Raw genomic sequence first — 26,344 nt, forward strand, 5'->3', positions numbered from 1 at the left:
CATATTGTATTTAACGAAAAAGGTACCCATAAAGATTACATTTAGGGGTACCTTTTTGAGAGCACGGGAGAATATGAAAAGTAATTACAACGGACTTATAAATATCTATAAAGAACCCGGATTTACTTCAAATGACGTGGTTGCAAAGTTAAGAGGAATACTTAAGCAAAAAAAGATCGGCCATACGGGGACTCTTGATCCTGATGCGGTGGGCGTTCTTGTTGTATGCCTCGGAACGGGCACCAAGCTTGTCGAGATGCTTACAGATCATGACAAGGAGTACATTGCCGTCTGCAGGCTCGGAGTAACCACTGATACCCAGGATATGTCAGGAAACATCTTGGAGACATCGGATGTCAAAGTTACAAAAGAGCAGGTACACGAAGCGGTAAAGGCTTTTATCGGCGATTACGATCAGATTCCTCCCATGTATTCCGCTATCAAGAAAGACGGAAGAAAGCTTTATGAGCTTGCGAGAGAAGGCATTGAGGTTGAACGTAAACCTAGAAAAGTCCACATATCCGCGATATCGGTTCTTGATGATTCGCATATTGATTCGGACGGTCTTTTCACAATAGAAGTTAAGTGCAGCAAGGGAACATATATAAGGACTCTTTGCCATGACATCGGCCTCAGACTCGGATGCGGTGCGGCAATGCAGCATCTTACAAGAACGAGAGTGGGAGCATTTACTCTTGATACCGCTGTGACCCTTTCTCAGATTGAAAATATGAGGGATGAGGGAACGCTTCCTGAGATCATACAGTCGCCTGAATATATTTTCAGGGACCTTGATAAAATACATGTGAAAAACGCCGCCAGAACGCTTTTAGAGAACGGAAACAGCTTCAGAAGGAATAATATAGTAAATGAAGATCCCGAGGGCGTAAATGACAAAGAATTTGAAAAAGAGATGTTCTCCGAGGGCAATAAGTTCAGAGTATATTCGGAGGACGATGTTTTCTTTGGGATATATACATTCAGTGCCAAGACAGGTATGTTTAACGTAGATAAATTCTTTTTTGAAAAATAATCGGAACGGATATCGAATCGTAATGAAGATAATAACTGAACTTGATAAATTGAATATCCGCGAAAAAACTGCGGTCGCAATAGGAAAATTTGACGGTATACATGTGGGACACAAGGAGCTTCTTTCCAAGATTCTTGAAAAGAAGAAGGATGGGCTTAAGGCAACTGTGTTTACATTTGATCCTTCTCCCGAGGAGTTTTTTGTAGGGCACTCCGTACCTCAGCTTTTTACACGCGAAGAAAAGCTTAAGGCGTTTCAGGAGCTTGGAGTGGACATTCTTGTGATGTTTCCGCTAAATGATGAGACGGCTGCGACGGATCCTGAGGAGTTTGTCAGAAGAATACTTGTGGATGAGCTTAATGCCGGTTTTATCGCGGCGGGAAGTGATGTCTCTTTTGGCGATAAGGGAAAAGGCGACAGTAAGCTCCTTGAGCGACTTGGAAAAGAGCTTTCGTATGAGCTTTGCATTATCGATAAGGTAAAGATCGACGACGAAGAAGTGAGCTCTACAAGAGTCAGAAATGCCGTATCTGACGGGGATATGGATCTTACCGAGAGGCTTCTTGGAACGAAGTATTCGATCTCGGGAATCGTTGAACACGGAAATCATCTGGGACATACGATTGGCGTGCCTACGGTGAATATCCTTCCTCCTTCAATGAAACTTCTTCCTCCCTACGGAGTGTATTCAAGTACGGTCAAGATAGGGAAGAATGAGTTCAAAGGAATGACAAATATAGGTCGTAAGCCAACGGTTTCGGAAAAAGAAAAGGTTGGCGTTGAGACATATATATATGATTTTGATCGCGATGTGTACGGGGAATATATAGAAGTTGTGCTCCACAGCTTCGTAAGACCCGAGATAAAGTTTGAAAATATGGAGCAACTGAAATTACAGATTCAGCAAGATATAAAAAATGCAGTGAGGAGTTTTTAAGTGAGTATTTTAAATGTTGAGCATCTCACACATGGCTTCGGAGACAGAGCCATTTTTGATGATGTGTCTTTCAGATTGTTAAAGGGTGAGCACATTGGACTTGTCGGAGCAAACGGCGAGGGAAAGTCCACCTTTATGAATATTATTATCGGAAAACTTATGCCTGATGCCGGAAAGATAGATTGGGCAAAAAATGTGAAAGTAGGTTATCTTGACCAGCACGCGGAGTTAAAGCAGGGAATGACCATACGTGACGTTCTCGCTTCCGCATATGAGCCGCTTTATGAGATGGAGCGCAGAATGAATGAGATCTGCGATGCAATGGCTGAAGCGGATGAAAAGACACTTGAAGAGTATATGGAAGAGCTTGGAACAATTCAGGATCTTCTTACAAATCATGATTTTTACCTGATAGATTCCAAGATAGAAGAGGTATCAAGGGCACTTGGCTTTCTTGACCTTGGTCTTGACAGGGATGTAACGGAACTTTCGGGAGGACAGAGGACAAAGATCCTTCTTGCCAAGCTCCTTCTTGAAAAGCCAGATATCCTCCTTCTTGACGAGCCTACCAACTATCTTGATGCAGAACATATCGTATGGCTTACAAGATATCTTCAGGACTATGAGAACGCTTTTATCCTCATATCCCATGACATACCGTTCCTTAACAGCGTGGTAAACATAATTTATCACATGGACGGTCAGACACATTCTCTTGACAGATACGTGGGCGATTACGACAAGTTTATGGAAGTCTATGAGATGAAAAAAGCTCAGAGAGAAGCCGCATATAACAGACAGCAGCAGGAGATTGCCGACCTCAAGGACTTTGTTGCGAGAAACAAAGCAAGAGTCGCTACCAGAAATATGGCGATGGCAAGGCAGAAGAAGCTCGATAACATGGATATAATCGAGATGGTAAAAGAAAAGCCGAAGCCTGAGTTTAATTTCAAGGTTGCAAGGACACCGGGTAAAGTTATATTTGAGACAAAAGACCTTGTTATAGGCTATGACGATCCTCTTTCATCGCCTCTTAACATAACTATGGAGCGCAATTCAAAGATTGTTCTTACGGGTGCAAACGGAATCGGAAAGACAACTCTTTTAAAGAGTATTCTCGGTCTTATTCCTGCGCTTGAAGGCTCCGTAGAACTTGGAGAAAACGTTGAGATAGGCTATTTTGAGCAGGAAATGTCACCTGATATCGAAACTACATGTATGCAGGAAATCTGGAACGAATTTCCGGGATTTTCGCAGTATGAGGTTCGCTCGGCTCTTGCAAAATGCGGGCTTACGACCAAGCATATAGAAAGTAAGTGTAAGGTACTTTCCGGAGGAGAGCAGGCTAAAGTAAGACTTTGTAAGCTCATAAACAGGGAATCAAATCTTCTTGTTCTCGACGAGCCTACGAACCATCTTGATGTTGATGCAAAGACTGAGCTTAAGAGAGCACTTTCGGAGTACAAGGGCAGCATTTTAATGGTATGCCATGAGCCTGATTTTTACGATGGGCTTGCCACGGAAGTTTTAGACTGTTCAAAGTGGACAACTCGTCTGTAATCCGATAATGACTTTACATAAAAGAATATATATGCTAATATAACTTAGTTGCCTACCAATCTTAGGCACAGCAACAGAACTACCTATACTCGGATATGGGATACTCCAACCCTTGTCTGTGTATCGGGCGGATTCATAAAATATTTTAAGGAGTGAAAAAATGATCACAAAAGAGAAGAAAACAGAAGTTATCAACAAGTTTGCGAGAAAAGCCGGAGATACAGGTTCACCGGAAGTTCAGGTTGCAATTCTTACAGAGAGAATTCAGGAGCTCAACGCTCACCTTCAGAAGAACCCTAAGGATCACCACTCAAGAAGAGGTCTTCTTAAGATGGTTGGTCAGAGACGTAGCCTTCTTGGATACCTTAAGAAGAAGGACATCGAAGCTTACCGTAAGCTTATCGCAGATCTTGGTTTGAGAAAGTAATCTGTAAAACAAAAAGGCGGGATGAGGCTGATGCAAATCGGCTTATTCCGTCTTTATTAATGTTTGGTACATGCGTTGTAATATGATCTAGGGCTTTCAAAGTTATAATATACGGTTCGATTCTTGCGAGGCGCATATTATGACCTTGAAACCCACGTATCATATTATTATTTAATGTGAGTGAAGGAGATTAAAATGGTTAAGACTTACACAATGGATCTTGCCGGACGTACTCTTAAAGTAGAGATCGGCAAAGTAGGTAAACAAGCTAATGGATGCGCATTTATGCAGTATGGTGACACAACAGTTCTTTGTACAGCTACAGCATCTGCAAAGCCCAGAGAAGGAATCGATTTCTTCCCTCTGAGTGTTGAATACAGTGAGAAATTCTACGCAGTGGGCAAGTTCCCCGGCGGATATAACAAGAGAGAGGGTAAGCCTTCTGAGAATGCTATCCTTACAAGCCGTGTTATCGACCGTCCTATGCGTCCTCTTTTCCCTAAGGATTACAGAAACGACGTTACGATCGAGACTATGGTAATGGCAGTTGACAATCAGTGCAGACCTGAGCTTGTAGCTATGCTCGGTGCATCTGTATCTGTATCAATTTCAGATATTCCTTTCGACGGCCCTTGCGCTATGACACAGGTTGGTATGGTTGACGGTGAGCTTATCATCAACCCTACACAGGAGCAGTGGAACACAGGTGACCTTAAGCTTACTGTTGCATCAGTAGGACAGAAGGTTATCATGATCGAGGCCGGAGCAAACGAGATTCCTGAAGAGAAGATGAAGGAAGCCATCTACAAGGCTCATGATGTAAACCTTCAGATTATCGAATTCTTCAAGGGAATCGTTGCAGAGATCGGTAAGCCTAAGCACGAGTATACAAGCTGTGCTGTTCCCGAAGAGCTCTTTGCCGCAATCAAAGAGGTTGTTCCTCCCGAGGAGATGGAAAAGGCTGTATTTACAGACGACAAGCAGACAAGAGAGAACAATATCGCAGAGATTACAGATAAGCTTACAGAGAAGTTTGCAGAGAACGAAGAGTGGCTTGCAATTCTCGGTGAGGCTATTTACCAGTATGAGAAGAAGACAGTTCGTAAGATGATCCTCAAGGATCACAAGAGACCTGACGGACGTGATATCAAGCAGATCAGACCTCTTGCAGCTGAGGTTGATATCATCCCCAGAGTACACGGAAGTGCTATGTTCACTCGTGGACAGACACAGATCTGTGACGTTACAACACTTGCACCTCTTTCAGAGGCACAGAAGGTTGAGGGACTTGATGAGTTCGCATCAGATAAGAGATATGTACACCAGTACAACTTCCCTGCTTATTCAGTAGGTGAGACAAAGGTTTCAAGAGGACCCGGACGTAGAGAGATCGGACATGGTGCACTTGCAGAGAGAGCACTTCTTCCTGTTCTTCCAAGTCCTGAAGAGTTCCCTTATGCAATCCGTTGCGTATCAGAGACATTTGAGTCAAACGGATCTACATCAATGGCTTCAACTTGCGCATCATGTATGTCACTTATGGCTGCAGGTGTTCCCATCAAGAAGATGGTTGCAGGTATCAGCTGCGGTCTTGTAACAGGCGATACAGACGATGATTTCATCGTGCTTACAGATATCCAGGGACTTGAAGACTTCTTCGGAGATATGGACTTCAAGGTAACAGGTACAAAAGACGGTATCACAGCTATCCAGATGGATATCAAGATTCACGGTCTTACAAAGCCTATCGTTGAGACAGCTATCGAGCAGTGCCGCGAGGCAAGATTCTTCATCATGGATGAGTGCATGAGCAAGGCTATTGCTGAGCCTCGTAAGGAAGTATCAAAGTATGCTCCCAAGATCGTATCTGTTCAGATCGATCCCGAGAAGATCGGTGATGTTGTCGGACAGAGAGGAAAGACAATCAACGAGATTATTGCGCGCACAGGCGTTAAGATTGATATTACCGATGACGGTAAGGTTTCTGTATGCGGAGAAGATCAGGAGAAGCTTCAGCAGGCAATCGATATGGTAAATATCATTGTTACTGACTTCGAGAAAGGTCAGACCTTTACAGGAAAGGTAATCAGCATTAAAGAGTTTGGTGCATTCGTTGAGTTCGCTCCCGGAAAAGAGGGTATGGTTCATATCAGCAAGATTTCAAAGGAGAGAATCGACCGCGTAGAGGATGTTCTTACACTTGGTGATACAGTTAAGGTTGTATGCCTTGGCAAGGATAAGATGGGAAGAATCAGCTTCTCAATCAAAGACGCTCACTGAGCTTCTTGCAGAAAGTAACCATCAAAAATAAACAGATTTATGAGGTCGGGATGTTAATTCATGCCGGCCTCATGTTGAGTAGAGGAAAAGATGAGCAATACAAAAGAAACAATCAATGAGATAAATAAGAGACGTACATTTGCGATTATTTCCCACCCTGACGCAGGTAAGACAACACTTACGGAGAAATTCCTTCTCTACGGTGGTGCGATCAATATGGCGGGAAGTGTTAAGGGAAAAGCAACTGCAAGACATGCCGTATCTGACTGGATGGAAATTGAGAAACAGCGTGGTATTTCGGTTACTTCTTCCGTACTTCAGTTTAACTATGAGGGATGTTGCATAAACATTCTTGATACACCGGGTCACCAGGATTTCTCTGAGGATACATACAGAACACTTATGGCTGCGGATTCTGCTGTCATGGTAATTGATGCAAGTAAGGGTGTTGAGGCACAGACAAGAAAGCTTTTCAAAGTCTGCGCTATGAGCCATATTCCAATCTTTACTTTTATCAACAAGCTTGACCGTGATGCAATGGATACATTCGATCTTCTCGATGATATCGAGAACAACCTTGGAATCGCAACTTGCCCTATGAACTGGCCAATCGGTTCAGGTAAGAACTTCAAGGGAATATATGACAGAAGAGAAGGACATATCGTTACTTTCTCAGATACCCAGAAGGGTACCAAAGAAGGTAAGGAGACAATTATAGATCTTACCGATAAGGCAGGAATAGAATCACTTGTCGGAAACGATGCATTTGAGAAACTTCAGGGTGAGATTGAGCTTTTGGATGGGGCAGGAGCTGAATATGACCTTGAGAGAGTCAGAAAGGGAGAACTTACCCCCGTATTCTTCGGATCTGCTCTTCAGAACTTCGGTGTTGAACTCTTTTTGCATCATTTCCTTAAGATGGCTACACCTCCTATGGGACGTTCGTCTGCAGATGGCGAAATGATCGATCCGCTTGAAAGAGACTTTACTGCATTTGTATTTAAGATTCAGGCCAACATGAATAAAGCTCACAGAGACAGAGTGGCATTTATGAGAATCTGTTCGGGAAGATATGATGCAAATAAGGAAGTTAAGCATGTCCAGAGTGGAAAGGTTATGCGCCTTTCACAGCCTCAGCAGCTTATGGCTGACGAGAGAAAAATTCTTAGCGAGGCATATGCCGGAGATATCATGGGCGTATTCGATCCGGGTATATTTGCTATCGGAGATACTGTTTGCATGCCTAAGGATAATGTTGTTTATCAGGGTATCCCAACATTCGCTCCGGAACATTTTGCACGAGTTCGTCAGGTCGACACAATGAAACGTAAACAATTTGTTAAAGGAATTTCACAAATTGCTCAAGAGGGTGCAATCCAGATATTTCAAGAGTTTAACACGGGTTTGGAAGAAATAATTGTTGGAGTTGTAGGAATTCTTCAATTTGATGTCTTGAAATTTAGGTTACAAAGCGAGTACAATGTAGATATCATTCTAGAAAATCTTCCATACGAACATATCAGATGGGTGGACAACGATAACATAGATATGGCCTCTATTATCGGCACTTCTGACATGAAAAAGATAAAAGATATGCATGACAGACCACTCCTTTTATTTGTTAACGAATGGAGCGTTGGAATGACAATGGAAAGAAATGAGGGATTAAAACTTTCAGAATTTAAGAGAAACTAAGTAGTACAAGCAACACAACGGGGGTAATTTATTGAGGATACGCTTAAGAGGAAAGAGAAAAAATGAGGAAAATTATGATTTAATAGTTAAGAAAAACTTAATATGGACGAAAGAAATAAGTTGCAAATTATTAAGATACGCAACAGTGTTCGGAATTGTAGCAGCAACATCAATGTCTTTATGCGGATGTAATTATGACGATATTGAAGAGTATTATGACATACTTGAGGATTTAGACTCCGATGAAGATATTGATATTTCAAAGATTCTTGATGATCACGATATATCTAAGGAGGATCTGCAAGATATAAGTGATATCCTGGATCAGCTCGACGATTCATCAAAAGATAATTCTGACGAGGGGAAGAAAGATGATTCTGATGATGATAAGTTTTCCGATTTAGATCTTAATTTTGACTGCAACAAAGACAAAGATTGCAATAACAATGATTGCAATGACGGCAGTACCTGTGATAAAGACAGAGACTGCAACAAAGACAAAGATTGTAACAAAGATGAAGCCGGTGATCAGAGCACAGAATGTGACAAAGATAAAGAAAAAGATACCGGCGACGATCGGAAGAAAGATACCGATCAAAATAAGGATTGCGATCCGAACAGAGATTCTACAGAAAACACTGACAGTGTACAAGACACTGATAATAATGACGAGGCCAATAAAGAAGACACTGACAGTGCAAACAAAGAGGATAGCTCAGATAAGCCTGACGATTCCAAGGGCAATGTCAGCGACCAGAATGGTGGCGAACCGCTTCCGGATGACGGAAGACCTAAAATGGATGCAGCTTATGAAGCTTCATACAGAGGCTTCGACGATGATTATACAAGAAAGAATCGTGAGTCTGCAGGAATTACCGATGCAAGTATTGAAGAACTTAAGAAGCAGCAGGAAGGGTATTATGCATACAGCAGATTAAGTGATGCGGGAAAGACTCTTTATGTTGAACTTCTTCAGATTATCAACAAAGAGGCAAATGAAATATTTGTTTCTACAAGAGATCCAAATGCTATGCAGCTCGCTTTTGATTATCTCATGATGGATCATCCCGAGATATTCTGGGTGAACGGCTACCGTTATGTAAAGCATTTTACAAATAACGGAGGAATTGATAAGCTTGCTTTTACAGGAGTTTATACATATGATTTAAATGAAGTTGCAAGCAGACAGGCAAAGATGCAAGAATATATCGATACATGTCTTGCCGGTGCACCTTCAACTGATGATGAATATTTCGTCGTAAAATATATTTATGACTATTTGATAGCTAATACTGAGTATGATCTCAGGGCTCCTGACAATCAGAATATTTGCTCTGTATTCCTTAACGGAAAAACTGTTTGTAGTGGATATGCAAGAGCAACACAGTATTTGCTTAATAAACTTGGAATCAAATGCACATATGTTACAGGAATGGCTGACAACGGATCTGAAAGCGCTGGACTTCATGCGTGGAACCTTGTAAGATGTAACGGTGATTATTATTATATGGATACGACTTGGGGCGATACAGGTGTAACTACATTCGATGGAAAACCGAGAATTAATTACGATTATCTTAATGCTACAGAAGATGCAATGAGTGTTAATCATAAACTTTCTGACAGAATTGATTATCCTGAATGTACAAGCACAAAGGACAGCTACTATGTAAGAGAAAAGAGATATATGGAAAGTCCTAATCTTACGCAGGTAGAAGAAATCTTTGCTCAGGAATATGGATCCGGAAATGATAATGTTACACTAAAATGTGAATCGAAAGACACATATAATTCGCTGTATGAACAGCTTATAAAGGACGGAGCTGTATATGATTATCTTCAGGGTGATAAGAAGCTTTCATATACACTTTACGAAGATAGTAACACTATTGCCATCTGGCTTAATTAAAGCAGAATAATATGGCATAGATGAGGGGACATTTTGAAAAATATCTTGGTTAATAAGATAAAGTTTAAAGGTATACATGCAAGAATGGTTGTGGTTATTGCCACGGTTGCTATAGCATCTACATTTTTGTGTGGCTGTGAGTATTTTGACATTGATGAATTACTGAAAACATTTGATCTGTCGGATTACGATTATGACGATTCGACATTTCTAGAGTCAGATGAAACTGCTTCAGAGGATAAAGAGGCCGCCGACGAAGCAGCGGAAGAAGGTAGTGATTCTTTGGATTCAGGGATATCCAGTAAGATAAAAGACCCTGAAAACTTCGATTTTTCATCATTCTACAAAAAGTTCTTTGATACGGACGCGGACGGTGATGTAAAAAAAGTTCGTGAAGCGGCGGGACTTACCGATGAAAATTTGAAAAAGGTCATGAAAGAGCAGGAAGGAAACTATGCTTATGACAAGCTTACCGAGGCGGGCAGAACTCTTTACGCTGAACTGTATCTGGTTCTTACAAAAGAGTCCGAAGAGGTATATGTTTCCACAACAAGTGAACAGGCAATAGATATAGTTTTTAATTATCTGATGATCGACCATCCCGAAATATTCTGGGTGGAAGGCTATTCTTTTAAAAAGTATACTGTTGGTGATGTCACTGAGAAAATGGCTTTTTCGGGTCAATATACCTATGACCTTAAAGAAGTTGCCCAAAGAAAGAAAAAGATTGATAAATACGTGAATGAGTGCATTTCGGGTGCACCTTCATCCGGCGATGATTATTTTAAGATCAAGTATATTTATGAGTATATTATCGCGAGAACGGACTATGTGTCCGGAGCGCCTGATAACCAGAATATTTGCTCTGTATTTATCGGAGGAGAGAGTGTATGTAGCGGATATGCCAAGGCTACGCAGTATTTGCTGAATAAACTTGGTATTGAGTGCATAACTGTTTCGGGAACGGTAGATACAAGAACAACTTCAGATGCAAAACACTCGTGGAATCTGGTGAAATGTAATGGAAAGTATTATTATATTGACACTACATGGGGTGATTCTTCGTATCAGACGGTAAGCAGCGATAGTGAAAATGCAACGAACCTTCCGAGAGTTAATTACGAATATCTTTGTGTTACAACAGAGAATATATTGAGTAATCATAAGTTTTCGGATGTTATTGCACTTCCTGAATGTAACAGCATGGCGGACAACTACTATGTGAGAGAAGGTGCTTATTTTAAGAATGACGATCTTGAACATGTCAGAGAACTGTTTGACAGACGCTACAGTGAAGGAAGCGAAAATGTTACGATAAAATGCGCAACGGAAGATGTATATAATTCGTTATTGGATAAATTGGTATCGAAAGGAGCTGTATTTGATTATCTCAGAGGCGGCTACGACAAAGATAACAAGAAAAATGTTCGTTATACGACATTTGAAGAAACCAAGACCATTATTTTCTGGTTGTGACAGGTAAACTATAACATTGTTGGTTTTAGCGGTAATATCGTTAATGCCAACAATGTTTTTCTGTGCTTTAATATCGTAGGAAATTATTTATTTAACTGAGAAGTGTGGTATACTATGTAGAAAGACTTAATATGAGGTGAAGTAATATGGGAAAAGAACTTGCGGAAATCGGAGCAGTAAAGATTGCCGATGACGTTTTAGCCAGAATAGCAGCCCTTGCAGCTCTTGAAGTTGACGGTGTATCCGCCATGGCAGGTAATTATACAAGCGATGTACTTGAAAAGGTAAGTCGCAAGAATCTTGCGAAGGGAGCCAAGGTTGTAGTGGGACAGACTCAGGTGAAAGTTGATCTTTCTCTTATGATGTCTTACGGATACAATATTCCTGCTACATGTCAGCAGGCTCAGACTCGTGTTCAGACAGCTATTGAGAACATGACAGGTCTTGAAGTTACTGACGTAAATGTTAGGATTGCCGGCATTACAATGCCAAAAGCATAAAAAATATCAGAGTGAGAGAAGAATGATGAACAGAAGCTTACTGAGAGAGCAGGTATTTAAACTGCTCTTTCGTGTTGAATTTAACCCTATGGAAGAAATGCCTGAACAGGAGGAACTTTTTACCTCAACAAGTGACGACGATTTTTCCAAACAAGATGCTGATTATATCAGAGAAAAATATGAGAAGATAGCCGAGAAGCTCGATGATATCGACAAGGCTATCAATGAGAAGACAAAGGGCTGGGACACAGATCGTATGGCCAAGGTTGAACTTACAATAATAAGACTTGCCGTATATGAGATTAAGCACGATGATTCTGTTCCTACCGGAGTTGCTATCAATGAGGCAGTTGAACTTGCAAAGAAATTTGGACAGGACGGTTCACCCGCCTTTGTGAATGGAGTGTTAGCGAAATTTGCGGAGTGAGTATACAGTCACACAAGTTAATGCCTATATAAAGAACATGTTTACTCAGGATTTCCTTTTGAGATCGATCACAGTCAAAGGGGAGATCAGTAATTGCAGGTACCACTCTTCGGGCCACATCTATTTTACGATGAAGGATTCGGGTGGTGCCATTTCTTGTGTAATGTTTCGCGGAGACAGAGACAGGGGCGGCCTTAAGTTTCAGATGAAGGAAGGGCAGCAGGTCAAAGTTTCCGGAACTGTTGATGTATATGAAAGAGATGGCAAATATCAGCTCTATGCCAGAAATATCGAACTTGACGGCGAAGGAGCTCTTTTTGAGAAATATGAAGAGTTAAAGAAGAGATTGGCGGAATCCGGAATGTTTGCTGATGAGTACAAGCAGCCCATTCCGACATATATAAAAACTCTTGGCGTAGTTACTGCTTCTACGGGAGCGGCTGTGCGGGATATTATCAATGTTGCCACCCGCAGAAATCCACATATTCAGATTATTCTTTATCCTGCCATCGTACAGGGAGATCAGGCTGCCGAGAGCATAGTCAGAGGAATCGAGACTTTATCAGAAATGCAGACTGATGTTATCATTGTCGGACGTGGCGGAGGTTCTATCGAAGATTTATGGGCTTTTAATGAAGAAATTGTTGCGGAAGCAATATTTAATTGCCCTGTTCCAATCATTTCAGCAGTCGGACATGAAACTGATACAACAATAGCCGATTACGTGGCGGACAGAAGAGCACCTACACCTTCAGCGGCGGCTGAGATTGCGGTGTTTGAGTACAAAAGATTTGTGCAGGATCTCGAAGACTATTCTTATACGCTGCAAAAGAGCATGAACAGGGTGATCGGTACACTTAAGCTAAAAGAGGCAAAGTACGCCGACAGTTTAAGACACTTAAGTCCAATGGGCAGAATAAAGGAAAAGCTTCTCAAAATGGATAAATTGCAGGATGCGATCCAGACTCTCATGGACAGAAAGATCATGGAAGCACGTAACAGATTCATGGTTGATGCACAGAAATTAAAGGGTTTGTCGCCGCTTGAGAGGCTTATGGGAGGATATTCGTACACAGCGGATGAAACCGGCAAGAATGTCCGCAGCATAAAGCAGGTAAAAAAAGGCGATAAATTATCAATATATGTAACCGACGGAGTTATAAAGGCGGAGGCTACAGAGACTACCGCTATAGACAGAAGTAACATATAACAGGGAGATGCTATATGGCTGCCAAAAAGGAACAGAAAGAAAAAAACAACATATCTGTCGAGGAAGCTTTTTCCAAGATAGAAGAAAAGATACAGGCGCTTGAAAAAGATGATATATCTCTTGATGATTCTTTTAAAGAATATCAGGAAGGAATGACACTTTTAAAGCAGTGTCATGAGATGATCGAGAGCGTAGAGAAAAAAGTACAGAAAATTGCAACGGATGGCAGTCTGGAGGATTTTGAGTAATGTCACAAAATGATTTTAATGCCGGGCTTTCAAAGAGAGCTGAGCATGTGGAAGAAATATTAAAGAAGTTTCTTCCGAAAGAAGAAGGATATGCAAAGACAGTAATCGAGGCTATGAATTACAGTCTTTTGGCGGGCGGAAAGAGACTCAGGCCTGTCATGATGCTTGAATCATATAAACTTTTTGCGGGTGAAGATGCCGATGAGGCGGTAGTTGAGCCTTTCATGGCGGCAATGGAGATGATACATACTTATTCTCTTGTACATGACGATCTTCCCGCAATGGATAACGATGAGTACAGAAGAGGAAGAAAGACAACACACGCCGTATATGGTGCAGGAATGGCAACACTTGCGGGTGATGCGCTTTTGAATTTTGCTTTTGAGACTGCGATAAACGGTGCGGTTTCGGGAAATAAGCTCGGTTCTTATGACGGAGATACGGACAACAGATATTTTGCGGCACTTAAAGTTCTGTCAAAAAAGGCCGGAATATACGGAATGGTTGGAGGTCAGTGCGCAGATATAATGGCTGAAAATGCGACCGATGTTCCAAAAGACAAGATGAGTGATATACTTTCATATATAGACGAAAACAAAACGGCAGCGCTTATTGAGAGTAGTCTTATGATCGGCGCGATACTGGGCGGAGCGTCAAAGGATTCCGTCGCAGCTATGGAGAAAGCCGGAAGTTGTGTCGGAATAGCATTCCAGATTCAGGACGACATTCTTGATATAGTCGGGGATCAGGATGAGATCGGAAAGCCTGTCGGCTCCGATGAGAAGAACAACAAGAGTACCTATGTCAGCCTTAACGGCATGGAGGCTGCATCTGCAAAGGTAAAAGAGCTGTCTGAAATGGCAGAGGAGATTTTGAAAAAACAGGGATTTGAGGATTCTTTTTTGGGTAATCTGTTTGATTCTCTGATCTACAGAAGGAAATGATATGTTATGTTACTTGAACTAATAAATAAAACCGGTGATATAAAGAAAATACCCCAGCAGAAATATCAGGAACTTGCAGGGGAAATACGCCATTTTTTGATCGAGAGCATCTCAAAAACAGGTGGACATCTTGCGTCCAATCTGGGTGCGGTCGAACTTACAATGGCACTTCATTTGGCACTTGACCTTCCAAAGGACAAGATTATATGGGATGTAGGTCATCAGGCATATACACATAAGATTCTTACCGGTAGAAAAGATAAATTTGATACACTCAGGCAGTTTGGGGGACTCAGCGGATTTCCCAAAAGATGTGAGAGCAGCACGGACTGTTTTGATACGGGACACAGTTCGACTTCCATATCGGCCGGACTTGGTATGGTAAAGGCAAGAGACCTTATGGGAGAAGATTATACCGTTGTGTCTGTTATCGGTGACGGATCGCTTACGGGCGGACTTGCTTACGAAGCGCTCAATAACGCATCAAAACTTGAGACAAACTTTATCATTATCTTAAATGACAATGAGATGTCCATTTCTGAGAGCGTCGGAGGAATGAAGAAATACCTCAACAGCGTTCGTACGGCAGACGGATATCTTAACCTCAAAGAGGATATTTATGCGCAGCTTAGCAGTAATCACAAGGTTGTAAACGGTATCAGAAGGGCTAAGAACAGTTTCAAACAGCTCTTTGTACCGGGAATGGTATTTGAGAACCTTGGAATTACGTATCTGGGCCCCGTAGACGGACATAACGTCGCAAGCCTTGAGAAGACCATAAAAGAGGCTAAAAAGGTCAAAAAGGCGGTTATGATACACGTTATGACCAAGAAAGGCATGGGATACGGTCCTGCAGAGAGACATCCTGCAAGATTCCACGGAACAGAACCGTTTATCGTTGAAAACGGACTTCCGAGAAATCCCAGAACCACAGCCAACTATCAGGATATTTTCAGTACGGTAATGTGTAAGCTCGGTGCGAGAAATGCCAAGGTTGCAGCGATCACTGCGGCAATGGCGGACGGAACCGGACTTAAGAGATTTAGAAATATGTATCCCGACAGATTTATCGATGCGGGAATTGCAGAGGAACATGCGGTAACATTTGCGGCAGGAATGGCAGCAGGAGGATATAAGCCTGTATTTGCGGTTTATTCATCATTCCTTCAGAGAGCGTATGACCAGATACTTGAGGATGTATGTCTTCAGAAACTCCCCGTTGTCTTTGCGATTGACAGAGCGGGACTTGTCGGAAGTGACGGAGAGACTCACCAGGGTATTTTTGATGTAGCATTCCTTTCATCGATGCCGAATATGCACATAATGGCGCCCAAGAATAAATGGGAGCTATCGGATATGCTTAAGTTTGCGGTGGATTTTGATATGCCAATCGCAGTCAGATACCCGAGAGGAAATGCTTACGACGGGCTCAAAGATTTCAGGGCACCCGTAAAGCTTGGAAAGTGCGAACCGCTTTATGAAGAGAAAGACATCTGTCTTCTTGCACTCGGACCTATGGTAAAGATAGGCGAGGAAGTGCGTAAGATCCTTAAAGACAGAGGACTTAACTGCAGCCTTGTAAATGCACGTTTTTACAAGCCTATAGATACTGATTACATCAAGGCGGCTTCACATAGTCACAAGCTCTTTGTCACAATGGAAGAGAATGTCCTTACAGGCGGCTTTGGCGAGAAAGTCAGAGAATATGTCGATACAAACAGAATTGATGCGAGCGTGCTTAGTATTGCGATTCCCGATCAGTTCGTCACACACGGAAGTGTCGACAAGCTCAGAAGTGAGCTTAAGATAGATGCAGATTCTATCGCAGAAAGAATTATGAATGAATTGCACAGGTAATGATATATGGCAAAAGAAAAGGAAAGACTGGATGTCCTTCTTGTAAACAGAGGACTTGCCGTTTCCAGAGAAAAAGCAAAAACACTTATAATGGCAGGTGACGTTTTTGTAAACGGACAGAGGGAGGATAAGCCCGGAACAACCTTCGAGGAGAGCAAGATAAAGACCCTTGAAGTAAAGGGCGATACTCTTCCTTACGTCAGCAGAGGCGGCCTGAAGCTTGAGAAAGCAGTCAATAATTTCGGATTTTCTTTGGAAAAGAAGATCTGCATGGATATAGGTGCTTCTACAGGCGGCTTTACGGATTGCATGCTCCAGAACGGCGCAAGCAAGGTGTATTCCGTAGATGTCGGACACGGACAGCTTGACTGGAAGCTTAGAAGCGATGACAGAGTCGTTTGCATGGAGAAGACCAATTTCAGATATATGGTAAGGGATGATATCGATGACAATCTTGATTTTGCGTCATGTGATGTTTCTTTTATCTCACTTACAAAGATACTTCTTCCTGCCAGAAAGCTTCTGAAAGACGGAGGCGAAATGGTATGCCTTATTAAGCCCCAGTTTGAAGCAGGCAAGGAAAAAGTTGGTAAAAAGGGCGTTGTAAGAGAGCCCAAGGTGCACGAAGAAGTGGTTCACAGGATCACGGACTTTGTGGATATAGCGGGATTTGAAGTTTTGCATCTCGATTATTCCCCTATTAAGGGACCTGAGGGAAATATTGAGTATCTTATACATATAAGAAAAAATCCCGATGCCGATGAGAGAGTAATGGAACTTACGGAGGCAGAGGGTGAAAAAATCTTAAAAGAGACAGAAGAAAGAGGAGATGGATTCTCACATACTCCTGAGATGGAGAAACTTATTTCCGAGACTGTCATGAGGGCGCATGGCAAATTAGACAATTAAGTCATCAAGTTATGCGGCGGGAGAAGATATGGAACGGTTTTGTATTGTCACAAATAAGAGTAAAGACCTGAACCTTGAAGTTACCGGTCATATCAAGGACTATCTTATTAGCCACGGTAAACAGTGCGTTGTAGCGGATTGTGCCACCGGGCTTTCAAAAGAATCAAATGCCATCGGCAGAGAATTTATGAGTTATATTCCTGAAGATACGGATTGCTGTATCGTTCTCGGAGGAGACGGAACCATGCTCCAGGCGGCGCGAAGCGTTGCGTTTCAGGATATACCGCTTCTGGGTGTCAATCTCGGAACTTTGGGATATCTTGCCGAAGTCGAAAAGAGCGGCATTGACGAGGCTATGTCACGTTTTTTGGCAGGTGATTATTATGTTGAAGACAGGATGATGCTTCGCGGTGTCATAGGAGACAGAAAAGATTATGCTCTGAATGACATTGTAATAAGCAGGGCTTCGGACATACAGGCCATAGATTACAATATTTATGTAAACGACCTTTTGCTTTACAGCTACCATGCCGATGGAATTATCATCTCGACTCCGACCGGTTCTACAGGATATAATATGTCAGCAGGAGGCCCTATTGTGGAGCCCTCGGCTAATATGATTCTTTTAACACCAATATGTCCGCATACGCTCAATTCGAGAAGCATGGTGCTTTCGGCAGATGCAAAGATTGAAGTTGAACTCCTTCCGGGACGCGGCAAACGCAATCCCAAGGTTGTCGCCGCTTATGACGGCAGCGGGGCAATTGAGCTGAATGCCGGAGATAAGATGGTGATCAATAAATCAAAGAAGATAACCAAGATCGTTAAATTTAACAGAGTAAGCTTTTTGGAAATTCTGGGTAAAAAATTCAGTATGTAAGAGAAAAATAGATTGGGGGAGAAATATCCGACAATGAAAAAGAACAGACAAGATAAGATCATCGAAGTCATTGCTAAAAACGTGGTAGAGACGCAGGAACAGCTTGTAGCTCTTTTGAATGAAGAGGGATACAAGGTTACGCAGGCCACCGTCTCAAGGGACATCAGAAAACTTAAGCTTACCAAGCAGGTGAACGAAGAGGGAATCTCTAAGTATGTTTACACAACCGCCGGCCCCGAGGTAATGCAGAGTAAGTATGTCAGCGTTTTGAAAGCCGGATTTGTGAGCATGGATGTTGCGGAGAATCTTCTTGTTGTAAAGACTGTTTCCGGAATGGCAATGGCGCTTGCTACCGCAATTGATTCATTGGAGTTCAAAGAAGTTGTCGGATGTATTGCGGGTGACGACACCATTATGATAGCTATTAAGAGCAAAGAAGAAGCTAAGGAAGTTATGAGTAAGCTTCGTGAAATGATGCAGCAATAATACAGAGTGGGGAAATATGTTATATAGTTTACATGTAAAAAACCTTGCCCTTATAAAAGAACAGGAAATCGAGTTTTCCAAAGGGCTTAATATTTTGACCGGAGAAACAGGTGCCGGTAAGTCTGTTGTTATCGGATCTGTGAATCTTGCTCTCGGAGCAAAGGCGGATCCTTCACTTATAAGAACAGGCGAAGAATACGCACTTGTTGAGCTTGTATTTGGCGTTGAGAACGACCTGCAGAGGAAAATGCTCAGTGACCTTGATATTCCCGTGGAAGAAGACGGGACTCTTGTTATCCAGAGAAAGATCATGCAGGGCAGGAGCACTTCAAAAGTATCGGGCGAAACAGTCACAGCCAAGCAGCTCAAAGATATTTCAAATATTCTAATAAACATTCACGGGCAAAACGACCATCAGGAACTACTTCACAAGAAAAAGCATATAGAGATACTTGATAATTATTGCCAGGACGATCTGAGCGGCCTTTTTGAGCTTCTTTCAGATGAATATGCCAAGATGAAGGAACTTGAGAAAAAGCTCTCAGAGACTGATATCGATGAGAATACAAGGCTTCGTGAGACCGAACTTCTTGAGTATGAGGTAAAAGAGATATCGGATGCCGAGCCTGTTATCGGCGAGGATGAACAGCTTGAGACTGCTTATAGGAAAATGGTGAACGGGCGCAAGATATCGGAAGCAGCAAATATCGCGCTTAATCTTACCGGATCGGGCGAGATGGAAGAGAGCGCTTCGGATGCTGTTGGAAGAGCCGTAAGAGAGCTTACATCCGTTGTGTCGTACGACAGCGAGCTTGAGGGGCTTTTGTCACAGCTTTCGGATGTGGAGAATCTTTTGACCGACTTTAATCATGCGCTTTCAGGCTATATTGACGGCCTTGAATTTGATGATGAAGAGTTCAGGACTACGGAAGACAGATTGAATGTTATAAATCATCTTAAGGATAAATACGGCGGAAGCATTGAGCAGGTATTAAAGAGCCTTGAGGAAAAAGAGGAGAGGCTTAAGGCCATATCCGATCTTGATGCGCACAGAGCGGGGCTTAAAAAGAACTATGACGAGAGTTTTGAGAAGGTAAAAGAGCTTTGCGAGAAAATCTCGGATGTCAGAAAGAACGGTGCAAAGAGTCTTCAGGAGAAGCTTAAGGATGCGCTTATAGACCTCAATTTCCTTGATGTGAAATTTGAGATAGATATAGACAGCAGTGAGGATAAGATTACTTCAAAGGGCTATGATGAGGCTCAATTCATGATTTCGACCAATCCCGGAGAAGCGCTCAGACCGCTTGATCAGATAGCGAGCGGCGGTGAGCTTTCGAGGATCATGCTTGCGCTTAAGACCGTTGTTGCGGATAGAGATGATATCAGCACGCTCATCTTTGATGAGATTGACGCGGGTATAAGCGGAAGAACGGCATGGAAGGTGTCACAAAAGCTCGGAGAACTTTCAGCAAATCATCAGATAATCTGTATCACGCATCTTCCGCAGATCGCGGCAATGGCGGATACGCATTATATGATTGAAAAGGGACTTGACGGTGGAAGGACGGTTACATCTATTTACGCTCTTTCCGAAAAGCTGTCGGAGAAGGAACTTGGAAGGCTTCTCGGAGGTGATGAACTCACCGAGGCGACTCTTTTAAATGCACGTGAAATGAAACAGATGGCTCTTGAGAAAAAAGCTTTATTAAAGGCATGAGGAACAAATAATGACTATAGATAATGACGACCTTATCAACAGTGTGATAGCGTCACTTGGCAGAATAAATGCTATTTCGCTGGATGACATCCCCAATATTGACCTGTATATGGATCAGCTCACCACTTTCATGGATGAGCGCCTTAAGAGGTCAACGCGTCATCCCGACACGGATAAGATACTTACTAAGACAATGATAAATAACTATGCAAAGAACGATCTTTTGCCGCCTCCCATTAGGAAGAAGTATTCAAAAGATCATATCATTTTGCTTATTTTTATTTATTATCTTAAAAATATCTTGTCGATAAGCGACATACAGACTTTGCTTGAACCTTTAAAAGAAAGATTTCATGTAAGCGATGATGAGCTTAATCTTGGAAGTATCTATGAGCGTGCTTTTGCGCTTCAGGAAGAGGAACTTGAACCTGTTATAGAAGATCTTAAGAAAAAGTACGAGAGATCGCTTGAGACATTTGATGATGCAGGGCTTTCCGAAGAAGAAAAGAAAAGGATGCAGATGTTTTCTTTTATCGTTCTTCTTTCATACGATGTCTATGTAAAAAAGCTTCTGATCGAGAAGATAATAGACAACACCATGGACAAAGAATCCAAGGATAAAGAGAAGCCTGCAAAGGAAAAGAAAAAGAAGTAAGGATTTATTTATAGATGGGAATATACGATACACTTAATTCACAGCAGAAAAAGGCTGTTCTTCAGACAGACGGCCCTGTGCTTATTCTTGCGGGAGCAGGATCGGGTAAGACCAGGGTTTTGACTCACAGGGTTGCTTATCTTATTGATGAGTGCGGAGTAAATCCCTGGAATATCATGGCAATCACATTTACAAATAAGGCAGCGGGAGAGATGAGAGAAAGGGTCGATAAGATTGTCGGCTTTGGCGCAGAGAGTATCTGGGTTTCAACTTTCCATTCAAGCTGCGTTAAGATACTCAGAAGATACGCTGACAGAATCGGCTTCGGGAACAATTTTACAATCTATGATACGGATGATTCCAAGAGCCTTATGAAGGATATCTGCAAGAAGTATCAGCTTGAGACCACTCAGCTTAAGCTTAAGAGGATCATGGGAAGCATATCCACGTGCAAGGACAATCTTGTTACGCCCGAGGAATACGCTCTCAATACGCAGAATGACTTTATTAAAGTCAGGATATCCAAGGCATACACTGAGTACCAAAACGCTCTTAAAAAGAACAATGCGATGGATTTTGACGATCTTATCATGAAGACGGTCGAACTCTTTAAGACAAATCCGGATGTTCTTGACAGTTATCAGGAGCGCTTTAAGTACATAATGGTCGATGAGTATCAGGATACGAACAATGCACAGTTTGAGCTTATCCGTGTACTTGCCGATAAGTACAGAAACCTTTGCGTTGTAGGTGACGACGACCAGAGTATCTATCGCTTCAGAGGTGCTAATATCAGGAATATTCTTGATTTTGAGAAGGTTTATAAAGACGCCGTTGTCATTAAATTAGAGCAGAACTACAGATCGACGCAGCAGATCCTTGATGCGGCAAATGCGGTTATCAGCAATAACGGAGGCCGCAAGGAGAAAGCTCTTTGGACTGAAGTTAAAGACGGCGATATCGTTAAATTAAAGCAGTTTGATACAGCTTATGATGAAGCTGAATTTATTGCCAGCGACATAGGTAAGCTTAAGAGAAACGGGAAGCTTAACTACAGTGATACGGCAATCCTGTATAGGACAAATGCCCAGTCGCGACTTATAGAAGAGCGTTTTGTCGTTGAAGGAATTCCTTACGATATCGTAGGCGGAACGAATTTCTATGCAAGACGCGAGATAAAAGATCTTTTGGCATATCTTAAGACAATTGATAACGGTCTTGATGATGTTGCGGTAAGAAGAATTATCAATGTTCCCAAGAGGGGCATCGGTCAGACCACTGTGGATTATGTCCAGGCTTATGCCGATGAGAGGCAGATAAGCTTTTATGATGCTCTTTGCGAAGCGGATCAGATAATGGCTGTTTCGAGGAGCGTAAGTAAGCTTAGTGACTTTGTTACAATGATAAGAGCGTTCAGAACCAAGATGAAGACTTATTCGCTTGAGGAGCTCTTAAAGGATGTCATCGATGTCATAGGATATATGGATTATCTTAAGACTTTGGATGACGATGAGAATGAAGACAATGACAGGGCGCAGAACGTGGACGAACTTATTTCCAAGATCGCTGCGTATGAGGAAAACATGGAGGAAGACGAGCCTACTCTTTCGGGATTCCTTGAAGAAGTTGCCCTTGTTGCGGATATAGACAGAATAGGCGAGGATAATGAGAAAGTCCTTCTTATGACTCTTCACAGTGCCAAGGGACTTGAGTTTGAGCACGTATATCTTGCCGGAATGGAAGAGGGAGTTTTCCCTTCATATATGGCACTTGCTACCGAGGATGCGGATCCTGAGGGTATCGAGGAAGAGAGAAGACTTTGCTATGTTGGAATTACAAGAGCCAAGAGGCATTTGACACTCACTGCAGCTAAGAGAAGAATGGTTCGCGGAGAGACGCAGTTTAACCGTCTCAGCAGATTTATTTCCGAGATTCCTTATACGATGATCGAAAGATCGGGTGCTGAGAGTAAGCCGGCATTTCTTTTTGATGACGGCGATACGATCGATGATTATGAGAGTGTTGAAGATACTTTCGGAAGTTCAAATTCGGGAATAAAGTCGGCGTATTCAAATTCAAAGGGATTTGGTGCAAGTTCTTATGGTAACAAGAACGTTGCCGGAAGATCTGAACTTGCAAATACATACAGGATCAAGGCTGTACCTAAGCCACCTAAGAAGGAAAAGAGAGCTGTTCCTTCAGAAAAGCCCTACATTGCATCCGCCGCAAAGACTTATGCCAGAGGTTCTCTTGCAGGCCTTTCCAAGGGAATGCCCACAACGGGCGGAAAGCCTGAATACGGCGTAGGAGACAAGGTAAGCCATATAAAGTATGGCGTAGGCGTTGTAACTTCGCTTGAACAGGGACCAAGAGACTATAAGGTTACCGTTAATTTTGATGAATGCGGACAGAAGATTATGTACGCTGCATTCGCCAAGTTGAAGAAAATCTGAATAAGGTGTGCTATACTATTCATATATTTTTTTATGAGAAAGGGGTCACATATGGAAGTAAAATCTAAGATTGACGATATTATTGAAATGACACGAATTAACGAACTTCTCGATAAGAGAGCGGCTGCAAATGCAAAGAAGCCTTCCAACGTGATTCTGTGGGTGCTTGCGGTTATCGGCTCTGTATCGGCAGTTGCCATCATTGCTTATATGGTATACCGCTACATGACACCGGCTTACGAAGATGATTTCTATGATGATGATTTTGATGACTTCGACGATGATTTCGATGACGAAGAATTTATGAGAGAAAGCTAAGAACAGGCCGTGAAGAAAAAAGAAGTTATATCAGGAACAGTTAAAAGAGTGGAATTTCCCAATAAGGGAATAATTGAGACTTCGGAGGGAAAGGTCGTCGTTAAGGGCGTCCTTCCCGATCAGAAGGTCTCTGTACAAATTCAAAAAGTGAGAAAAGACAGAGCTGAGGGAAGACTTCTCGAAGTTTTGGAAGAATCTCCGGACTACGTTGAAAGCCCCTGCATCCATTTCGGAAAATGCGGAGGCTGTAGTTATCTTACCATGCCTTACGTAAAGCAGCTCGGGCTCAAGGAACAGCAGGTCAGAAGTATACTTAAGCCTGCTATTGAGAGACAGAGCTCAAAAGTTACATGGGAAGGCATAAAGACCAGCCCCGTAAAATTTGCATACAGAAATAAGATGGAGTTCAGCTTCGGTGATGAAGTCGTAGGCGGACCTCTTTGTCTTGGTATGCACAAAAAAGGAAGTTTTTATGACATCGTGACTGTCTCGGGATGCCGTATTGTTGATGATGATTACAAGGCAATTCTGAGCGCTACGCTTGATTATTTCACTCCCATGTATGAGAGGAAGGAAATATCTTTTTATCACAGAATGAAGCAGGAAGGCTATTTGAGACACCTGCTTGTAAGACGTGCCGTAAAGACGGGAGATATTCTTGTCGATCTTATTACTACGACAAAGGAAGAACACAATCTTGAGGGATTTAAGGACGCGCTTCTTAATCTTAGCTTAAGCGGTAGGATTGTGGGCATTCTGCATACTAAGAATGACAGTCTTGCGGATGCGGTTATAGACGAGGGTACCGAGATTCTTTTCGGTCAGGATTATTTCTATGAGTATCTTTTGGGACTTAAATTCAAGATCAGTCCGTTTTCGTTCTTTCAGACGAATAGTCTGAGTGCGGAAGTCCTGTACAAGACTGTACGCGGATATATAAAGAGCCTGTACGATCAGGGCAAGATTGGAAACGACGGGGTTATCTTTGATCTGTACTCCGGAACCGGCACAATTGCCCAGCTTCTTGCACCCGTTGCCAACAAGGTTATCGGTGTCGAGATTGTCGATGAAGCTGTCGAGGCCGCTAAAGAGAACGCGCGGCTCAACCATCTGGACAATTGCCACTTTATCGCAGGTGATGTGCTCAAAGTCCTTGATGAGATTGAAGAAAAGCCAGATCTTATTATTCTCGATCCGCCCCGCGATGGAATCAATCCTAAGGCACTCACCAAGATTATCAGCTACGGCGTGCCATATATTATCTACGTTTCGTGCAAGCCCACAAGCCTTGCCCGCGACCTCGAAATATTTCAGGAGAACGGCTATGTCATGACCAGAGCTGTCGCTCATGATCAGTTCCCATGGACGAGCCATGTTGAGACGGTATGTTTATTGTCCAAACTCAAAAGTGCTGAACAACACATAGAAGTGGAAGTAGCTTCAAAGGATCTTAACATTACAAGTGCAGAGGCAAAGGCCACTTATAATAAAATCAGAGAATGGGTTGAGAATAATTATCAATTTAGTGTACCTAATCTCTATATCGCACAAGTAAAGAGAAAACACGGAATACTCGAACATGAGAATTATAATCAGACAGGAAATTCGGACGGAAAACAGCCTCAGTGTCCACCTGATAAGGAAAAGGCTATTGAGGAAGCACTTAAGCATTTTAAGATGATTTAAGTAATAAGAGGTATCCTGGACAGGTGCCTGTAAATTAGATAATTCAAATTTAAGTTTTGTGGCACTCCATCTTAATAAGTTTGTTTATTAAGATGGGGTGTTTTCTTACAATTTAGAGCAATAACGGCACATTATATTGCTTTATGCATTTTCTTGCAAAAGCACATTAAATAAATTTGGAAGAAGTTATTTTTCAAGGTAACTGCAATTTGAATTGCAGTTACTCTGACAGGTGTTTGGTGTTGCATTTAGTTTGACAAGTATACATAAAAATGGTTCAACCAAATTTCTTTTTAATCTGGTTGAACCATCGCATTATGATATATCAAACGTAAAAATAACCATTATAATCCTTCATTGAGCTCATCACATATAGAAAGCGCTTTATTATAGCGCTCCTTGAGAGCATCTGCATTTGTAGCTTCCATAACATTGCTATAGGAATCTAATGCGTTTTGCTCAGCATCCGGTAAGAAATTATCAATTGTTATTCCCAATCAACTCCACTTTGGTCAGACACATAATCCAAAAAATCTGCTTTTTGGATTTCGACTGCTTGTGGCGTTGTATTTCTACTAAGAATATTAGTTATCGGAGTTTCTTTATCAAGTTCTTTTTTTAACTTTTCCATGCCTTTTTCCGCATCACCTTTACCAAAATGTTCCAAAAATTCTTTGGAGCCATTTATTGAGCCATCTTCAACACCAATATTATACTCAGTCATCGCGCCCCAAATA

24 protein-coding genes are annotated in these 26,344 nt (G+C 42.1%); 22 read left to right on the top strand and 2 right to left on the bottom strand.

Annotated features, from left to right (window positions below; all coding sequences use genetic code 11):
* The first annotated feature begins 73 nt into the window (after window positions 1-73).
* The 22 genes from truB to rlmD all read left to right on the top strand — a co-directional run bounded on the left by truB (window position 74) and on the right by rlmD (window position 25,607).
* A complete protein-coding gene (truB, locus tag BM398_RS12080) occupies window positions 74-1,033 on the top strand; it encodes a tRNA pseudouridine(55) synthase TruB (RefSeq protein WP_092337890.1) in 960 nt (319 codons plus the stop codon).
* Between the two features lie 22 nt (window positions 1,034-1,055).
* A complete protein-coding gene (locus tag BM398_RS12085; RefSeq protein ID WP_092337891.1) occupies window positions 1,056-1,970 on the top strand; it encodes a bifunctional riboflavin kinase/FAD synthetase in 915 nt (304 codons plus the stop codon).
* The gene (locus BM398_RS12090) at window positions 1,971-3,530 is read left to right on the top strand and encodes an ABC-F family ATP-binding cassette domain-containing protein (protein WP_027208251.1); all 1,560 of its coding nucleotides are present in this window, start codon (window positions 1,971-1,973) and stop codon (window positions 3,528-3,530) included.
* A 160-nt stretch (window positions 3,531-3,690) separates the two neighbouring features.
* Window positions 3,691-3,957 carry a 30S ribosomal protein S15 gene (gene rpsO, locus BM398_RS12095; RefSeq protein WP_024864377.1) on the top strand — a complete coding sequence of 89 codons (267 nt, stop codon included), beginning with the start codon at window positions 3,691-3,693 and terminating at the stop codon, window positions 3,955-3,957.
* Window positions 3,958-4,152: 195 nt separating this feature from the next.
* Window positions 4,153-6,237, top strand: coding sequence for a polyribonucleotide nucleotidyltransferase (locus tag BM398_RS12100; RefSeq protein WP_092337892.1), 2,085 nt, complete (start codon window positions 4,153-4,155; stop codon window positions 6,235-6,237).
* A 90-nt stretch (window positions 6,238-6,327) separates the two neighbouring features.
* Window positions 6,328-7,932, top strand: a complete 1,605-nt coding sequence (locus BM398_RS12105; protein WP_026655174.1) for a peptide chain release factor 3 — start codon at window positions 6,328-6,330, stop codon at window positions 7,930-7,932.
* A 31-nt stretch (window positions 7,933-7,963) separates the two neighbouring features.
* Window positions 7,964-9,841: a transglutaminase domain-containing protein gene (locus tag BM398_RS12110; protein WP_092337893.1), complete on the top strand. Its 1,878-nt coding sequence runs from the start codon at window positions 7,964-7,966 to the stop codon at window positions 9,839-9,841.
* 33 nt (window positions 9,842-9,874) lie between these two features.
* Entirely contained in the window at window positions 9,875-11,317 is a 1,443-nt protein-coding gene (locus BM398_RS12115; protein ID WP_092337894.1) for a transglutaminase domain-containing protein, read from the top strand.
* 146 nt (window positions 11,318-11,463) lie between these two features.
* Complete coding sequence (locus tag BM398_RS12120; protein ID WP_026655171.1) at window positions 11,464-11,817, top strand: Asp23/Gls24 family envelope stress response protein; 354 nt, start codon at window positions 11,464-11,466, stop codon at window positions 11,815-11,817.
* 25 nt (window positions 11,818-11,842) lie between these two features.
* Window positions 11,843-12,244, top strand: a complete 402-nt coding sequence (nusB, locus tag BM398_RS12125) for a transcription antitermination factor NusB (protein WP_026514247.1) — start codon at window positions 11,843-11,845, stop codon at window positions 12,242-12,244.
* On the top strand, window positions 12,234-13,454 hold the full coding sequence (gene xseA, locus BM398_RS12130) for an exodeoxyribonuclease VII large subunit (protein WP_092337895.1): 1,221 nt from the start codon (window positions 12,234-12,236) through the stop codon (window positions 13,452-13,454). The genes nusB and xseA overlap by 11 nt, the downstream gene beginning before the upstream one ends.
* A gap of 14 nt (window positions 13,455-13,468) precedes the next feature.
* Window positions 13,469-13,702: an exodeoxyribonuclease VII small subunit gene (xseB, locus tag BM398_RS12135; RefSeq protein WP_092337896.1), complete on the top strand. Its 234-nt coding sequence runs from the start codon at window positions 13,469-13,471 to the stop codon at window positions 13,700-13,702.
* Complete coding sequence (locus BM398_RS12140) at window positions 13,702-14,646, top strand: polyprenyl synthetase family protein (RefSeq protein WP_092337897.1); 945 nt, start codon at window positions 13,702-13,704, stop codon at window positions 14,644-14,646. Before xseB ends, BM398_RS12140 begins: the two co-directional genes overlap by 1 nt.
* A gap of 6 nt (window positions 14,647-14,652) precedes the next feature.
* Window positions 14,653-16,503, top strand: coding sequence for a 1-deoxy-D-xylulose-5-phosphate synthase (gene dxs, locus BM398_RS12145; RefSeq protein WP_092337898.1), 1,851 nt, complete (start codon window positions 14,653-14,655; stop codon window positions 16,501-16,503).
* Between the two features lie 6 nt (window positions 16,504-16,509).
* The gene (locus tag BM398_RS12150; RefSeq protein WP_092337899.1) at window positions 16,510-17,412 is read left to right on the top strand and encodes a TlyA family RNA methyltransferase; all 903 of its coding nucleotides are present in this window, start codon (window positions 16,510-16,512) and stop codon (window positions 17,410-17,412) included.
* Between the two features lie 28 nt (window positions 17,413-17,440).
* Window positions 17,441-18,292 carry an NAD(+)/NADH kinase gene (locus BM398_RS12155; protein WP_092337900.1) on the top strand — a complete coding sequence of 284 codons (852 nt, stop codon included), beginning with the start codon at window positions 17,441-17,443 and terminating at the stop codon, window positions 18,290-18,292.
* A gap of 33 nt (window positions 18,293-18,325) precedes the next feature.
* Complete coding sequence (gene argR, locus BM398_RS12160; RefSeq protein WP_092337901.1) at window positions 18,326-18,778, top strand: arginine repressor; 453 nt, start codon at window positions 18,326-18,328, stop codon at window positions 18,776-18,778.
* A gap of 16 nt (window positions 18,779-18,794) precedes the next feature.
* Entirely contained in the window at window positions 18,795-20,495 is a 1,701-nt protein-coding gene (gene recN / locus BM398_RS12165) for a DNA repair protein RecN (RefSeq protein ID WP_092337902.1), read from the top strand.
* Between the two features lie 10 nt (window positions 20,496-20,505).
* Window positions 20,506-21,150 carry a DUF1836 domain-containing protein gene (locus BM398_RS12170; protein WP_092337903.1) on the top strand — a complete coding sequence of 215 codons (645 nt, stop codon included), beginning with the start codon at window positions 20,506-20,508 and terminating at the stop codon, window positions 21,148-21,150.
* A 14-nt stretch (window positions 21,151-21,164) separates the two neighbouring features.
* Window positions 21,165-23,603 carry an ATP-dependent helicase gene (locus BM398_RS12175; RefSeq protein ID WP_092337904.1) on the top strand — a complete coding sequence of 813 codons (2,439 nt, stop codon included), beginning with the start codon at window positions 21,165-21,167 and terminating at the stop codon, window positions 23,601-23,603.
* Between the two features lie 51 nt (window positions 23,604-23,654).
* Window positions 23,655-23,921, top strand: coding sequence for a hypothetical protein (locus tag BM398_RS12180; protein WP_051625188.1), 267 nt, complete (start codon window positions 23,655-23,657; stop codon window positions 23,919-23,921).
* 9 nt (window positions 23,922-23,930) lie between these two features.
* Window positions 23,931-25,607, top strand: coding sequence for a 23S rRNA (uracil(1939)-C(5))-methyltransferase RlmD (gene rlmD / locus BM398_RS12185; protein WP_092337905.1), 1,677 nt, complete (start codon window positions 23,931-23,933; stop codon window positions 25,605-25,607).
* Window positions 25,608-25,951: 344 nt separating this feature from the next.
* On the opposite strand, the gene BM398_RS17185 is transcribed toward rlmD, so the two are convergent.
* Together BM398_RS17185 and BM398_RS12190 are read right to left on the bottom strand one after the other, a co-directional pair.
* Complete coding sequence (locus BM398_RS17185) at window positions 25,952-26,104, bottom strand: hypothetical protein (protein WP_175531932.1); 153 nt, start codon at window positions 26,102-26,104, stop codon at window positions 25,952-25,954.
* Window positions 26,095-26,331, bottom strand: a complete 237-nt coding sequence (locus BM398_RS12190; RefSeq protein ID WP_139233818.1) for a hypothetical protein — start codon at window positions 26,329-26,331, stop codon at window positions 26,095-26,097. The genes BM398_RS17185 and BM398_RS12190 overlap by 10 nt, the downstream gene beginning before the upstream one ends.
* Window positions 26,332-26,344 lie beyond the last annotated feature (13 nt).

This window comes from Butyrivibrio sp. M55 (assembly GCF_900116865.1).
Lineage (GTDB): Bacteria > Bacillota > Clostridia > Lachnospirales > Lachnospiraceae > Butyrivibrio.

What these genes read in the sequence shown, in the direction of transcription:
- truB (WP_092337890.1), top strand. Translation starts at nt 74, where the DNA reads ATGAAAAGTAATTACAACGGACTTATAAATATCTATAAAGAACCCGGA.
- BM398_RS12085 (WP_092337891.1), top strand. Translation starts at nt 1,056, where the DNA reads ATGAAGATAATAACTGAACTTGATAAATTGAATATCCGCGAAAAAACT.
- rpsO (WP_024864377.1), top strand. Translation starts at nt 3,691, where the DNA reads ATGATCACAAAAGAGAAGAAAACAGAAGTTATCAACAAGTTTGCGAGA.
- BM398_RS12100 (WP_092337892.1), top strand. Translation starts at nt 4,153, where the DNA reads ATGGTTAAGACTTACACAATGGATCTTGCCGGACGTACTCTTAAAGTA.
- BM398_RS12105 (WP_026655174.1), top strand. Translation starts at nt 6,328, where the DNA reads ATGAGCAATACAAAAGAAACAATCAATGAGATAAATAAGAGACGTACA.
- BM398_RS12120 (WP_026655171.1), top strand. Translation starts at nt 11,464, where the DNA reads ATGGGAAAAGAACTTGCGGAAATCGGAGCAGTAAAGATTGCCGATGAC.
- nusB (WP_026514247.1), top strand. Translation starts at nt 11,843, where the DNA reads ATGAACAGAAGCTTACTGAGAGAGCAGGTATTTAAACTGCTCTTTCGT.
- xseB (WP_092337896.1), top strand. Translation starts at nt 13,469, where the DNA reads ATGGCTGCCAAAAAGGAACAGAAAGAAAAAAACAACATATCTGTCGAG.
- BM398_RS12140 (WP_092337897.1), top strand. Translation starts at nt 13,702, where the DNA reads ATGTCACAAAATGATTTTAATGCCGGGCTTTCAAAGAGAGCTGAGCAT.
- dxs (WP_092337898.1), top strand. Translation starts at nt 14,653, where the DNA reads ATGTTACTTGAACTAATAAATAAAACCGGTGATATAAAGAAAATACCC.
- BM398_RS12150 (WP_092337899.1), top strand. Translation starts at nt 16,510, where the DNA reads ATGGCAAAAGAAAAGGAAAGACTGGATGTCCTTCTTGTAAACAGAGGA.
- BM398_RS12155 (WP_092337900.1), top strand. Translation starts at nt 17,441, where the DNA reads ATGGAACGGTTTTGTATTGTCACAAATAAGAGTAAAGACCTGAACCTT.
- argR (WP_092337901.1), top strand. Translation starts at nt 18,326, where the DNA reads ATGAAAAAGAACAGACAAGATAAGATCATCGAAGTCATTGCTAAAAAC.
- recN (WP_092337902.1), top strand. Translation starts at nt 18,795, where the DNA reads ATGTTATATAGTTTACATGTAAAAAACCTTGCCCTTATAAAAGAACAG.
- BM398_RS12170 (WP_092337903.1), top strand. Translation starts at nt 20,506, where the DNA reads ATGACTATAGATAATGACGACCTTATCAACAGTGTGATAGCGTCACTT.
- BM398_RS12175 (WP_092337904.1), top strand. Translation starts at nt 21,165, where the DNA reads ATGGGAATATACGATACACTTAATTCACAGCAGAAAAAGGCTGTTCTT.
- BM398_RS12180 (WP_051625188.1), top strand. Translation starts at nt 23,655, where the DNA reads ATGGAAGTAAAATCTAAGATTGACGATATTATTGAAATGACACGAATT.
- BM398_RS12190 (WP_139233818.1), bottom strand. Translation starts at nt 26,331, where the DNA reads ATGACTGAGTATAATATTGGTGTTGAAGATGGCTCAATAAATGGCTCC.